Annotated in this window: 13 protein-coding genes; 4 read left to right on the forward strand and 9 right to left on the reverse strand. The window is 65.1% G+C overall.

The genetic code is table 11. The annotated features are described in order from the left end of the window. Window positions 1-29: 29 nt before the first annotated feature. Window positions 30-803, forward strand: a complete 774-nt coding sequence (mazG, locus tag IFT55_RS00405; protein ID WP_249403499.1) for a nucleoside triphosphate pyrophosphohydrolase — start codon at window positions 30-32, stop codon at window positions 801-803. A gap of 185 nt (window positions 804-988) precedes the next feature. Here mazG and hflX read toward each other — a convergent pair whose 3' ends face one another. From hflX to dusB, 7 genes are all read right to left on the reverse strand, one after another. After that, entirely contained in the window at window positions 989-2275 is a 1287-nt protein-coding gene (gene hflX / locus IFT55_RS00410; protein ID WP_192088441.1) for a GTPase HflX, read from the reverse strand. Then, complete coding sequence (gene hfq / locus IFT55_RS00415) at window positions 2272-2793, reverse strand: RNA chaperone Hfq (protein ID WP_342029234.1); 522 nt, start codon at window positions 2791-2793, stop codon at window positions 2272-2274. Before hfq ends, hflX begins: the two co-directional genes overlap by 4 nt. Before the next feature lie 101 nt (window positions 2794-2894). Further along, window positions 2895-4274: a nitrogen assimilation response regulator NtrX gene (gene ntrX / locus IFT55_RS00420; protein WP_192088443.1), complete on the reverse strand. Its 1380-nt coding sequence runs from the start codon at window positions 4272-4274 to the stop codon at window positions 2895-2897. Beyond that, the gene (locus IFT55_RS00425; RefSeq protein WP_192088444.1) at window positions 4271-6520 is read right to left on the reverse strand and encodes a sensor histidine kinase NtrY-like; all 2250 of its coding nucleotides are present in this window, start codon (window positions 6518-6520) and stop codon (window positions 4271-4273) included. Before IFT55_RS00425 ends, ntrX begins: the two co-directional genes overlap by 4 nt. An 89-nt stretch (window positions 6521-6609) precedes the next feature. After that, window positions 6610-8061 carry a nitrogen regulation protein NR(I) gene (gene ntrC / locus IFT55_RS00430; protein WP_192088445.1) on the reverse strand — a complete coding sequence of 484 codons (1452 nt, stop codon included), beginning with the start codon at window positions 8059-8061 and terminating at the stop codon, window positions 6610-6612. After that, window positions 8058-9137, reverse strand: a complete 1080-nt coding sequence (locus IFT55_RS00435) for a two-component system sensor histidine kinase NtrB (protein ID WP_192088446.1) — start codon at window positions 9135-9137, stop codon at window positions 8058-8060. Before IFT55_RS00435 ends, ntrC begins: the two co-directional genes overlap by 4 nt. Next, a complete protein-coding gene (gene dusB / locus IFT55_RS00440; RefSeq protein ID WP_192088447.1) occupies window positions 9113-10114 on the reverse strand; it encodes a tRNA dihydrouridine synthase DusB in 1002 nt (333 codons plus the stop codon). The genes IFT55_RS00435 and dusB overlap by 25 nt, the downstream gene beginning before the upstream one ends. Window positions 10115-10203: 89 nt before the next feature. On the opposite strand from dusB, the gene IFT55_RS00445 reads away from it, so the two are divergent. Genes IFT55_RS00445 through IFT55_RS00455 form a run of 3 tightly spaced genes read left to right on the forward strand, consistent with a single transcriptional unit; the run spans window position 10204 to window position 12388 of the window. Continuing rightward, window positions 10204-11334, forward strand: a complete 1131-nt coding sequence (locus tag IFT55_RS00445; RefSeq protein WP_192088448.1) for a bifunctional 2-C-methyl-D-erythritol 4-phosphate cytidylyltransferase/2-C-methyl-D-erythritol 2,4-cyclodiphosphate synthase — start codon at window positions 10204-10206, stop codon at window positions 11332-11334. Next, window positions 11331-11843, forward strand: coding sequence for a hypothetical protein (locus IFT55_RS00450; protein WP_192088449.1), 513 nt, complete (start codon window positions 11331-11333; stop codon window positions 11841-11843). Before IFT55_RS00445 ends, IFT55_RS00450 begins: the two co-directional genes overlap by 4 nt. A gap of 5 nt (window positions 11844-11848) precedes the next feature. Further along, window positions 11849-12388 (forward strand): CinA family protein, encoded by a 540-nt coding sequence (locus IFT55_RS00455; protein WP_192088450.1) that lies wholly within the window; start codon window positions 11849-11851, stop codon window positions 12386-12388. Here IFT55_RS00455 and IFT55_RS00460 read toward each other — a convergent pair. Further along, window positions 12310-12810 (reverse strand): type II toxin-antitoxin system RatA family toxin, encoded by a 501-nt coding sequence (locus IFT55_RS00460; RefSeq protein ID WP_192088451.1) that lies wholly within the window; start codon window positions 12808-12810, stop codon window positions 12310-12312. The genes IFT55_RS00455 and IFT55_RS00460 overlap by 79 nt on opposite strands. Beyond that, the gene (gene lipA / locus IFT55_RS00465) at window positions 12810-13736 is read right to left on the reverse strand and encodes a lipoyl synthase (RefSeq protein WP_192088452.1); all 927 of its coding nucleotides are present in this window, start codon (window positions 13734-13736) and stop codon (window positions 12810-12812) included. Before lipA ends, IFT55_RS00460 begins: the two co-directional genes overlap by 1 nt. Between the last annotated feature and the right edge of the window lie 42 nt (window positions 13737-13778).

Genomic DNA, 13778 nt, shown 5'->3' on the forward strand with positions numbered 1-13778 from the left:
TATCGAACTGCCGTTTGTAAGGTTAGGGAATGGTGATGCCCCGGTTGTCTGCCACGAATGCCGTGGAACGCATCATTGCGATCATGGCGCGGTTGCGCGATCCGGAGCATGGCTGTGAATGGGACAAGGTTCAAAGCTTTGCGACGATCGCACCCTACACCATCGAGGAAGCGTATGAAGTGGCCGACGCCATTGAGCGTGGCGACCTGACAGACCTGAAGGACGAACTAGGCGACTTGCTGTTACAGGTCGTCTTTCTAAGCCGGATCGCGGAAGAAGCCGGTCATTTCGACCTGAATGATGTGGCCGCCGCGATCAGCGACAAGATGGAGCGACGGCATCCACATATCTTCGGTGATCGGACGCACGGCGGACCTGCTTCGTGGGAACAGATCAAGGCGGAAGAACGTCGGGGGAAGCCTGGACAGACCGGGGCACTTGCGGGAGTCGCTCTCGGATTGCCGGCGCTGGCGCGTGCGGAGAAGTTGCAGAAGCGGGCGGCACGTGTGGGTTTTGATTGGCCTGATGCGGCAGGGCCGCGTGCGAAGATCGATGAGGAACTTGCGGAAGTCGAGCAGGCAGATGCGGATCGTTTCGAAGAGGTAGGCGACCTGCTGTTCTCACTCGTCAATTGGGCTCGGCATATGGGCATCGATGCCGAGGCGGCGTTGCGGGCGGCGAACGGGAAGTTCGAGCGGCGTTTTGCTGCAATGGAGGCCGCGGAAGAAGGTTTTGCCGGACAGTCGCTCGCGGACAAGGAAGCGGCTTGGCAACGTGCCAAGCAGGCCCTTCGCAATACCTAAGCCCCCTGCCCGCCGACATTTTCAGCGGGACTCCCGGAGGCGGCCGTCAGACTCGCTGATCCGCTCGCCGATAGCATAATATCGGGGAAGGGCGTTCAGAGTCTGAAACCGTCTCCAGATCGGTTCACGGCCCCTATCCTCCCCTCCAATACCTATTACCGGTATCAGAATACCCTTTCCGCGCACTATCGGGTCAGGAAGCGTTCGTAATCCGCCGGCGACATCCGCACGTCGTACAGCGCGCGGGCATCGTCCATCCAGTGATCCACGACCTCGCCATGCGCATGCAACCATGCTGCGCTCGCACCGTCCTCCGGCGCCAAGGCAATTCGATACCGACGATGGCCTTGCGTCAGGCGGTCCGCCAACGTTCGGATCAGTCGATCGACCCCCTCGCCGTCCAGCGCGGACAATGCGACCACATCAGGCTTGTGCGCGGCTTCTCCGCGCATTTCCGTGCGGTCGTCTTCCGAAAGAAGGTCCAGCTTGTTCCACGCTTCGATCCGCGGCGTGGTTTCGTCGACCCCGATCTCTTTCAGCACGGTCTCGACGTCGGCCGCCTGCGCCTCCGTATCGGGATGCGCGACATCCCGGACGTGGACCAGAAGATCGGCCGACACGACTTCTTCCAGCGTAGCCTTGAACGCCGCGACGAGCTGGGTCGGCAGATCGGACACGAAACCCACGGTATCCGACAGGATCGCCTTGTCGACGCCGGGCAGCGATATCTGACGCAACGTCGGATCGAGCGTGGCGAACAAAAGATTCTCCGCCATTACGCCAGCGCCTGTCAGCCGGTTGAACAGCGTGGACTTGCCCGCGTTGGTATAGCCCACCAGCGCGATTACCGGCCACGGCGCCCGCTGCCGCCGGTCGCGATGTAGCGTACGCGTGCGCGATACCCCCTCGAGTTCCCGACGCAGACGCGCCATCCGATCGCGGATCAAGCGGCGATCCGCCTCGATCTGCGTCTCACCGGGACCGCCAAGGAAGCCGAAACCGCCACGCTGCCGTTCGAGGTGGGTCCAGCTGCGCACGAGCCGCCCCGCCTGATAATCGAGATGCGCCAATTCGACCTGCAAGCGCCCTTCGGCGGTCCGGGCGCGTTCGCCAAAGATCTCAAGGATCAACCCGGTACGGTCGATGACCTTGCAACCGAGGCCGGTTTCGAGGTTGCGCTGCTGAACCGGAGTCAGGGCGGCATCGAACACCGCAAGCTGGATTTCTTCGTCCCGGACGATTTGGGCAAGCTGATCCATCTGCCCGCTGCCGATCAGCGTGCCCGGTTTTGGCGACCGGACCCGGAATGGAATGCGGTGTTTGACCGCTACGCCGATCGCCAGCGCGAGGCCGGCGGTTTCCTCCAGACGTGCGTCGTTGTCGCGTGCCGAGCCCCCCATATCGGGAAGTACGACGATCGCACTGGCCCCGCGCGAAAACTCCTGCGCATCGCGGTCAAACCCGGTACTCAATCGCCTTCTGCCCCGGATGCCTGTTCTTCGGCCAGGTTCAATGGGTTGGCGGGCTGGATCGTCGATACTGCATGTTTGTACACCAGTTGCGACATGCCATCCCGTTGCAACAACATGCAAAACAGGTCGAATGCCGCGATCTGCCCCTGCAGCATCACGCCGTTGACGAGGAACATGGTGACGTTTTCATTCGCCTTGCGAACCGCATTCAGAAAGATTTCCTGCAGCGGCGCGTTCTTCGACGTATGTTCCGATGCAGCTTCGATCACGGACGTCAGGTCGGCAGGACCGGCCGGCATGATCGTTGAAATCGCATGTTTGTAGATCAGTTGCGACTGCCCGTCGCGACGGAGCAGGACCGAAAAATTGTCGAACCACGTGACGATGCCCTGAAGCTTTACGCCCTTTACCAGAAACATCGTGACCGGGGTTTTGGACCGGCGAAGTGAATTAAGAAACAAATCCTGAAGCGATCCGTGACGGTCGGCCATGGCATGCCTTTGTTCTTGGCGGGGAATTGCCCCGCATAGCGCCGGTATCCGGCGCCGATTGCCGCACCCCTGCGGTACGGATCGCCAATCTAGGCGCGCCGGCGCAGCGGCACAATGGGCTGATCGGCTTACTCCTCGCCGCGGGTTTCGGTAATACCCAGCAGCTTGAGCTTACGGTGCAATGCCGAGCGTTCCATCCCGATAAAGGTCGCGGTCCGCGAGATGTTGCCCGAGAAGCGTCGGATCTGAACGCGCAGATATTCACGTTCGAACGATTCCCGTGCCTCGCGCAGCGGCGAGCCCATGATCGCGCTGGCGTTGCTGCCCGGCCCGTCGCCCGCCGATCCCAACACCTCGGGCGGCAGCAAGTCGATATCGATCCGCGCGATGCGGCTGCCCGGCGTCAGGATGACGGTTCGTTCGACCACATTGCGCAACTGACGCACGTTACCCGGCCATTCATAGCTTTGCAGCGCGACCATCGCGTCCGATGCGACGTCCGGTGTGGCGACCCGGCGCTCGTTCGCATAATGCGCGACGAAATGTTCGACCAGCGGTGGAATATCCTCCCGTCGTTCGGCAAGCGACGGAATCTGCACCGGCACGACATTCAGGCGATAATAAAGATCCTCACGGAAATTGCCGTCGACGATCTCCTGTTGCAGGTCGCGCGCGGTAGCCGATACGACCCGTACGTCGACCTTTACGACGCGCGTCCCCCCGATCCGCGTAAAGCTTTGATCGGTCAGCACCCGCAGGATGCGGGCCTGAGTCGCGATCGGCATGTCGGCGATCTCGTCGAGGAACAGCGTGCCGCCATGCGCCTGTTCCAGCAGGCCGGGACGCACGAGGTTGCCCCCCTCCTCCACGCCGAACAGTTCCTCGTCCACCCGCTCGGGCGTCATCCGCGCCGCGCTGACGATGATGAACGGTGCCTGCGCCCGCTGGCTCCAACCATGTAACAGCCGGGCGGCGACTTCCTTGCCCACGCCCGCACCACCGGTGATCAGGACGCGGCTGCCGGTCCCCGCCACCCGCTTGAGGGTCGCGCGGACGCCGTTGATCGCGGTCGAGCTGCCCGTCAGATCGTCCTCGCGCCCGGCGGACGCGCGCAGCGACGCGACTTCGCGCTTGAGACGTTCTGTTTCGGTCGCGCGCTGGACGAGGAACAGCAGACGTTCGGCCTCGAACGGCTTTTCGATGAAATCGACTGCCCCACGCCGAATCGCGGCGACCGCCGTATCGATATTTCCATGGCCGGAGATGACCAGCACCGGCAGCGACGGATCGCGCGCCTTCAACTCGTCGAGCAATTCCAGCCCGTCCAGCTTCGACCCTTGCAACCACACGTCCAGCAGTACCAGCGACGGACGCCGGATCGCGACCGCTTCGAGCGCGGCATCGCTGTCCGCCGCGCCGCGGGTGTCATACCCTTCGTCCTCCAGGACGCCAGCAACGAGTTCGCGGATATCGGTTTCGTCGTCGACGACGAGAATATCGAGCTTCATGAATGCGATCCGGTCCGGGTAAGCATGGGGTGACGCGATGTGACCTCCTGATCGGAATCTTCGCCCACTCCGCCGGTTCCCGCCAGCGCGGCGAGGATGGTGGTATCGAGGACGATGGAAACGATAGTCCCGCCATCGGGACGGTCGGCGAACGATATGGTTCCGAAATGTTCTTCCACGATCTTGCGCACGATCGCCAGTCCTAATCCCGTTCCACCCTTGCGCGTGGTCATATAGGGTTCGAGGATCCGGTCCCTCTCAACCGGCAAGCCGATCCCGTTATCGGTCGTATCGATATGCATTCGTCCGTCGTCGGTCGTGGATACCACAATCTCGATCCGGCCGCGTTCGGTGGGGTCCGTCCGCGCGCAAACGGCTTCGGTGGCGTTCTTGACGATGTTGGTCAACGCCTGCCCCAATTGCCGCCGATCGCTTACGACCATCGCCGGGCCATCGGCGACGAGGACATAGTCGATCTCGGGGTGGGCGACTTCGTGCAGGAACAGGCTCTGCCGCGCGAGATCAGCGATCGATTCCTCACGGAACACCGGCTTGGGCATCCGCGCGAACGATGAGAATTCGTCAACCATCCGCCGGAGGTCGCCGACCTGTCGCACGACCGTTTCGGTCAGCCGTGCGAAGGTGCCGTCATCCTCGACCAGCTTCGATCCATAGCGACGCTGCAACCGCTCGGCGGCAAGCTGGATCGGGGTCAGCGGGTTCTTGATCTCATGCGCAATGCGCCGTGCCACGTCCGACCATGCCGCGCGGCGTTGATCGAGGAGTTGCTGCGTGATGTCGTCGAAGGTCAGGATATGCTGCCCATCGTCGCGGGTGATGTGCACCGCCAGCGTCTTCGCCTCGCCACCCGCCGCAAGCTGGATGATCGCGTCCTGCGTTTCCCCTTCGAGCAGCTGGTCGAGTTCGGGAGCGACTTCGCGCAACGGCCGGCCGACCAGCGGGGTCGCGCCGGTCTTGAGCAACGCGGTGGCCGAGCTGTTGACCAGGCGTACCGAACGATCGGGACCGACCGAGACGACCCCAGCGCTGACGCCCGACATGACGGCTTCGATCAGCGCGCGGCGGCTGTCGATCTGGGCATTGGCGGCGACCAGTTCGCCCGTCTGTTCCTCCAGCCGTTCGGTCATGCTGTTGAACGCGCTGGCCAGCGTGCCGATTTCGTCCTTCGTCCGTGCCTTGGGTTCGGGGACGCGGGCGCTCAGATCGCCGCTGGCCACACGCCGGGCGGCGCCGACCAGCGCGCCGACCGGACGGACGAGCCGGTCGGCAACCGCCAGCGCGACGAACACCGCAAGGCCGACGATCACGAGCGACACGATGAACAGCACGATATTGAGCCGCAACTGAACGACGCGCGATCGCGCCAGCAAAGCCTTGTAATCCGACAACACGGCGCGTGTCCGGCTGACACGTTCGGCATAGGTCGCCAGATCGATGTCGCGCGCGGAATAGAGGAGATAGGGCGTATCGATCACGCGAGTAACGGATTGCACCCGCCCTTCGCGCACGCTCACGAAACTGCGTTTTCCCGCACGGATCGCGGCGATCGCCTTCGGATCGACGCTCCAGCGCAACGGCCCTTCATAGATCGTTGCCGATGCCACGGAGACCGGGCGTCCGTCCGACGGAATTTCGAACAGCACCGAATCGGTCAGGTTGCGGACGATGATGCTCTGTTCATAGGTTACGCGGAACGGATCGCTGTCGACCGGATAGCGGTTGATGAACAGCATCCGCCGGATATCCTCGGCGACGGCGACATTCTGGCTGTCGACGGCATTCAGAAATTCGTTGTACGACGATTGCGCGATCACCTGCGCCTTTTCGAACACGCCGCGTGCACGGGGCGACGACCAGTATTCGACGCCATATTGGAACAGGAACGACGCGACGACCGCGACAAGCAGCATGGGGACGCTGGCGAGGATCGAGAAAAGCGCGACCAGCCGGACGTGCAGCGTGCCGTTGCCGCCGACTTCCGACCGTGCCGCACGGCGCTTGGCGATCCGGCGTCCCGCCAGCACCAGCAGCGCCATGGCAGGGATCAGGTTGGCGACCAGCACGAACGCCATCAACGAGGGCGACGGCAATTCCCCCTGATTGAGTTCCGCCGAATCGAACAGCCAGTAGCTGGCGATGCCGGTCGCGATCGCCAGCGACAGGACCGCCAGTTCGATGGCGGGAAACCAGCGCCCAGGCGTCTTTCGGGCGCGGTCTGTTTCCATCAACGCAGCAACCATCGTTGCCGTTTTACAACATTCCGGTCGTAACGCACGCAGTATTCGCGCCCGGTGCGGATCACTCCGAGCCGACGCTATTTTTCAGTGAGATAGGCACGCATCGCCGGATCGATCCCCAGCTCGTCGAGCCGTTTGCGGAGCGTGTTGCGGTTCAGCCCCATCGCTTTCGCTGCGCGAAGCTGGTTGTTTCCGTGGCGATCCAGCATGGCTTCGATGAACGGGCGCTCCACCTCGGCGATCAACCGGTCGTAGAGCGTGCCGTCCTCCATCGTGCCGGGCTGTTCGCGCGCGATCCGGCGCAGCCACGCCCGTACCGCGCCATCGATATCCGGGTCGGCCGGCGCGATCGCATGGTCGCGCGCTTCGCCCAATGCGCCGCTGAGATCGGTCGCGTCGATCACTGCATCGCGGCCCAGCACGGCCGAGCGGCGCATCAAATTCTCCAACTCGCGGACATTGCCGGGCCAGTCATGTGCTTCGAGCAAGGCCAACGCCCCGGCGGACAGCGATTTGTGCGGCAGGCCGTCGCGCGCGGCCTGATCAAGGAAATGCCGCGCGAGCAGCGCGACGTCCTGCCGCCGCTCACGCAACGGCGGCAGCGCGATCGGTACGACGTTCAGGCGGTAGAACAGGTCTTCGCGGAACTGGCCCGACTGGACCTGTGCCGCCAGCGTCTTGTTGGTCGCGGCGACGATACGCACGTCGGCGCGAATGAGGCGTGCGCCGCCGACGCTGGTAAACTCACCCGATTGCAGCACGCGCAGCAGGCGGGTCTGCGCCTCCATCGGCATGTCGCCGATCTCGTCGAGGAACAGCGTGCCGCCCGCCGCCTGTTCGAACTTGCCGGCGGAACGGTGTGCCGCGCCGGTGAACGCGCCGCGTTCGTGCCCGAACAACTCCGCCTCGATCAATTCGCGCGGGATCGCTGCCATGTTGAGCGCGATGAACGGCGCGCGCTGTCGACGTCCCAGATCGTGGATCGCTCGCGCGACCAACTCTTTGCCTGTCCCCGACTCACCGGTCACCAGCACGGTCAGGTCGGTCGCGACGACCCGCGCGATGATCCGGTACACGTCCTGCATCGCAGGCGATCGCCCGATGAGCGGCAGCGACGCATCGATGCTGTCGATCGCGACGTTTTCGGGCGCATGTCGACGCCGTGCCAACGCGCCACGTACGGCAAAGGCGAGCGTGTCGAGATCGAACGGTTTGGGCAGGTAATCGAACGCCCCCGCCTCCGTCGCGCGGACCGCCGTGGTCAGCGTGTTCTGTGCCGACAGGACGATGATCGGCAGATCGGGATGCTCCGCCGCCAGCGTCGCCGCCATTTCCAGCCCGTCGCCGTCCGGCAGCACGACATCCGTCACCAGCACGTCGGGTATCCCGGCGCGCAGTTCCGCCCGCAACTGGCCCAGCGTGCCGACCGTCTGGACCACATGACCTTCGCGACGCAGCGCCTGCGCCACGACGGTACGGATCGCGGCATCATCGTCCAGCAACAGGATCTGCGCGGGGGTCTGCGTCATGCGCGCGGTAACAATATGCGGAACACGGTCATCTCCGGTTCGCCCTCGCGGGCATAGCGGACGATCCCGCCCATTTCTCCGACGAGTTTTTCGACCATCGGAAGGCCGAAGCCCCGCCCCTCCCGCTTGCCCGACACGAACGGTTCGAACAGATGCGCGGCGATATCGGCGGGGGCGCCGGGGCCGTTGTCGGTCACGGTCAATTCGATTGGCACCGGACGGCGCGGTGCGCCATCGATTCCGTGCGACATGCCATGACGATAGGCCGTACCGATGACGATGCGCGGATCGGCGACGGTCTCCACCGCTTCGGCGGCATTCTTGAGCAGGTTGACCAGCACCTGGACGAAGGCGTCACGATCGATCCGTACCGGCGGCAGCGACGGATCGAAGCGTTCCTCGATCGTGATCCCGCGTGCGAACCCCGCCGCCGCCAGTTGCCGGGCATGCGCCAGTACCGGATAGATGTTGTCCGCCTGTAACTGGCGCGGGCGTTCGTCGGTAAAGTCCTGCATCCGGTCGATCAGCGCGGCGATGCGGTCGACTTCGGTGATGATCAGATCGGTCAGCACGGCGCGTTCGTCGACGTCGCCGGCCAGCAACTGCGCCGCGCCGCGAATGCCCGACAACGGATTCTTGATTTCGTGACCCAGCATCGCGGCGGCACCAGCGGCAGCCCGCGCGCCGGCCGGCCGGGCCGAGCCATAGCCCTTGCCGACCGCACCATAGAGCATCACGATGCGCCAACCGCTGCCGCGCGCCGCCGGGGTTTCGTGAAAGTCGACGCGTATCCGCCCGCCGCGCTTCAACCGCAGTTCGCAGTCATAGCTGACGAAGCTGTGGCCGTCGCGCTGGTCGCCATAGCCCGGTGGCAGTGCCACGATCTGTGCCAGCGAAAGGCCGCGCATGGCCCGTTCGGACAGGTTCAGCAGATGTTCGGCCGCGCCATTGGCGTCGGCGATGCATCCTGCCTCGTCCAGCACCACCGTCGCGACGGGGAGCAGGGCGAACAGTTCGGCGAGCGACGGACCGGCGGGGTCGCCGATCGCGCTCAGGCCGCCGCGCGCGAGCGCCATGGCGCGTAGAAATCGGCGAGCATCTGCAGCACGGTCTTCGGATTGGCGATCTGGTTCACCTTGTTGCGGAACTCGGCGGAGCCGTGCAGCCCCTTGGTGTACCAGCCGATGTGCTTGCGCATCATGTTCACGCCGACCTCGTCACCATAGTGATCGAGCATCATCTGGTAATGTTCGACGATCAGGTGATATTGCGCTTCGATCGACGGATCGGCGCGCTCGGGCGTGCCGGACAGCGCCGCCATGACCTGTGCCAGCAGCCACGGGCGGCCATAGGCGCCGCGTCCGATCATAACCCCGTCCGCGCCCGATTGCGCCAGAGCCGTCCGAGCATCGTCGACGCTGCAGATATCGCCGTTGACGATCACCGGAACCGACACGGCGTCCTTTACCCGTCGTACGAACGCCCAGTCGGCGGAGTCGCGATACATCTGGTTCCGGGTACGGCCGTGGACAGTGACCATCCGCGCGCCAAGGTCTTCCGCGATCCGGGCCAGTTCGGGGGCGTTCAGGCTGGCATGATCCCAGCCCATCCGCATCTTGACCGTCACCGGTACGTCGACCGCCTTCACCACCGCTTCGATCAGCCCGGCCGCGAGCGGCAGGTCGCGCATCAGCGCCGATCCGGCGTCGCCGTTCGTCACCTTGCGTACCGGACAGCCCATGTTGATGTCGATGATCGCCGCGCCCTTGTCCTGCGCCAGTTTCGCGGCCTCGCCCATTTCGACCGGGGTGCAGCCGACGAGCTGCATCGACACCGGCTCTTCGGCCGGGTCCCACATCGCCTTCTGGATCGACTGGCGGGTTTCGCGGATCGCGGCTTGGCTGGCGATCATCTCGGTGACGTTCAGCCCCGATCCATGCCGCCGCACCATCTTGCGAAACGGCAGGTCGGTGACGCCGGTCATAGGCGCAAGGATCACCGGCATGTCGATCACGACGTTACCGATACGGATGGGCGAAAGGGTCATGGTCATCGTGCCTAAAAATCAGGCACGGCCCTACAGGCATTGTCGCCGGAGGGCAAGGCTGGCGGGGCGGCACGGCTTGCGCTAGGCGCTGGGTCATGGAAGTCACCGTCGCCCTGATCGTCGCCGCCGGCCATGGCACCCGCGCCGGCACCGGCATTCCCAAACAATTCACGATGATCGCCGGAAAGGCGATGGTCGCGCATGCCCATGCGGCGCTGGCCGGGCATCCCGCCATCGACCGGGTCGTCGTCGTCATCGGCGAAGGCCAGGAACAGGCGCTGATCGATGCGGTCGGGCCGGTCGAGTATGTCATCGGCGGTGACACCCGGCGCGAAAGCGTGGCGAACGGCCTTGCCGCCATCGGCGATACGACGCGCGTGCTGATCCACGACGCGGCACGGCCGTTCGTGCCCGCCGCCGTGATCGAACGCCTCATCGCCGCGCTCGACCATGCGCCGGGTGCGGTGCCGGTGTTGCCGGTCGCCGATACGCTGGCGCTGGGTGGCGACGCACTGGGCGACGTCGTGCCCCGCGCCGCGTTGGTGCGGGTACAGACGCCGCAAGCCTTTACGCTGTCCGCCATTCGCGACGCCCATGCCGCATGGGATGTTGCCGTCGAAGCGACCGACGATGCGCAAATGCTGCGCGCCATGGGCAAGACCGTGATCCCGGTCGCAGGAGACCCGATGCTCGACAAGATCACCTATCCCGCCGACTTCGCCGCCGCCGAGGCGCGCGCCGGCCTCGTGTCACGCAGCGCGACCGGCTACGACGTCCACCGGCTGGAGGCGGGTGAGGAATTGTGGCTGGGCGGCGTGCGGATACCGCATGATCGCGGGCTGTCGGGGCATAGCGACGCCGATGTGGCGCTGCACGCCATCACCGATGCGTTGCTTGGGACGATCGGCGCGGGGGATATCGGCACGCATTTCCCGCCGAGCGATCCGCAATGGCGCGGTGCCGAATCGGGCCAGTTCCTCGCCCATGCCGCAGGGCTGGTCCGCGCGCAGGGCGGCATGATCGATTTCGTCGACCTGACGTTGATCTGCGAAGCGCCGAAGATCGGACCGCACCGCGCTGCAATGCGCACGCGGATCGCGCAGTTGCTGGCGTTGACCGAGCGGCAGGTGAGCATCAAGGCGACGACGAGCGAGCGGCTGGGCTTTACCGGACGTGAGGAAGGCATCGCCGCGCAGGCGATCGCGACCGTGCGGGTGCCGGCGTGAAGCGCATCGCCGCCGCGCTGGCGCTGTTCGCGTGCGCATCGGCGCAGGCGCAGACAACCCCGTGCGTCACGCCGGCCGAGGCGGAGGCGCTGGTGCTGTTCGTCGCGCCCGAACTGATCCGGCAGGCGGGAACGCGTTGCGCCACCGCCCTGCCCGCCACCGCGCTGCTGCGGCGGACCAGCGGGCCGTTCCTCGCGCGGTACGAGGCGGAGACGGACGCGGCGTGGCCGCGCGCCAAGGCGGCGCTGTCGCGGCTGACTGCGCCACAGGCGATCCAGTTGCTCGATTCGTCGTTTGCAGCGCCACTGGTCGCATCGCTGATCGCACCGATGGTCGTCGGTAACGTCGATCCAGCAGATTGCCCGCGACTGGAACGTGCCGCCAATCTGGTCGCGCCCCTGCCGCCACGCAACGTCGCCGGCCTGATCGTGCTGTTCGCGCAGGTCGATGCCGAAAGCCCCCGCCCCCAGATGCGGTTGCCGCTGTGCGCCGCATCGCGTCGGAATTGAACGTGATGGATACCATTCTTCCCGCCGAACTGGTCGCCGCCGCCCGCCGCGTGGTCGATGCCAACCGCGCCGCCGGCCGTCGCGTCACGCTGGCCGAAAGCTGCACCGGCGGGCTGGTCGCCGCCGCGCTGACCGAGATACCGGGGTCGTCCGACGTGTTGGAGGCGGGCTTCGTCACCTATTCCAACGATGCCAAGGTCGCACTGGTCCGTGTCAGCAACGACGTGCTCGAAACCTTCGGCGCAGTGTCGGTGGCGACGGCGTGGAGTATGGCACAGGGTGCGCTGGAGGCCAGCGGGGCCGACGTCGCGGTCGCCATCACGGGCGTAGCCGGGCCGGGCGGCGGCAGCGAGAAGAAGCCGGTCGGCACCGTCGTCTTCGCCCGGGCCGAAAAGGGCGGGGATCCGGCCAAGGTGGTCGCGGACCTGCGCCATTTCGGCGATCTGGGACGTGGCGGTATCCGGCTTCAGGCCGCGTTGTGCGCGCTCGAACTGTTGCTGCCGCCAGAAGAAGCCGTGGACGAACCGGTCGCCGAATCGCCGTAGAGGGCGGCGGCCCGATCCTCGAACGCGCCAATCATCTTGCGCAGCGCGCGATCGAACACCTGTCCGGCCAGCATTTCGAATACACGGTTCTTGAACTGGAAATCGACCGCGAACTCGACCAGCGTACCGCCCTTTCCGTCGGAACGGAAAATCCAGTCGTTGTTGAGATATTTAAGCGGCCCGTCGAGGTAATCGACGCGCAGATGACCGGGGCGCTCCTTCGCGACCTTCGACGTGAAGCTTTCACGCAATCCCTTGAACCCGACAATCATGTCGGCGACCATCTCCGTCTCGCTGTTCGACCGGACGCGGATCGCGCTGACCCATGGCAGGAACTCGCCATAGCGTCCGACATCGGCGACCAGATCGAACATTTGCTCTGGCGTGTACGGCAGGTGGCGGGTTTCGGTATGCTTGGGCATCAGACGCGAACGACCCCCAGCTTCGCGTCGCGCGCGGTCCGCATCCGGTCGAAATCATCGCCAGCGTGATAGCTCGACCGGGTCAACGGCGACGATGCGACCAGCAGGAACCCCTTTGCGCGGGCGATCGCGGCGTACGCATCGAACGCCTTGGGCGTCACGAAATCGATCACCTTGGCATGGCGCGGCGTGGGTTGCAGATACTGGCCCATCGTGAGGAAATCGATGTCGGCCGACCGCATGTCGTCCATCACCTGATGAATCTCCAGCCGCTCTTCGCCCAGACCCAGCATGACGCCCGATTTGGTGAAGATCGACGGATCGAGCCGCTTGACGCTTTCGAGCAGCCGCAGCGACGCGTAATAACGCGCGCCGGGCCGGATCGTCGGGTACAGCCGGGGCACCGTTTCGAGATTGTGGTTGTAGACGTCGGGCCGCGCCGCAACGATCATCTCGACCGCCGCCTCGTGCTTGTTGCGGAAATCCGGCGTGAGGATCTCGATCGTCGTGGTCGGGTTCGCCGCTCGGATCGCCTCGATCACCTTCACGAACTGCTTCGCGCCGCCGTCGGGCAGATCGTCGCGATCGACCGAGGTAATGACGATGTGGTTCAATCCCATCGCCGCCGCCGCCTCCGCCACATGCTGCGGCTCCATCGGATCGACCGCGCGCGGCATGCCGGTCTTGACGTTGCAGAAGGCACAGGCGCGGGTGCAGGTGTCGCCAAGGATCATGACGGTCGCATGCTTTTTCGACCAGCATTCGCCGATGTTCGGACACGCCGCCTCTTCGCAGACCGTCGTCAGGCTTTTCGAGCGCATCAGCGCGCGGGTCTCGGCGACGACCTTGCCGGTCGGCGCCTTCACGCGGATCCAGTCGGGCTTGCGCTCGCGTGGCGGACGGGGAAGCGGCGTCATCTCGTTCATGCCGTTGCAGATAGCGTTGGAAGGGCCGGGCCACAACCTCGG

Source organism: Sphingomonas sp. CFBP 13720 (assembly GCF_014842075.1).
Classification (GTDB): domain Bacteria; phylum Pseudomonadota; class Alphaproteobacteria; order Sphingomonadales; family Sphingomonadaceae; genus Sphingomonas.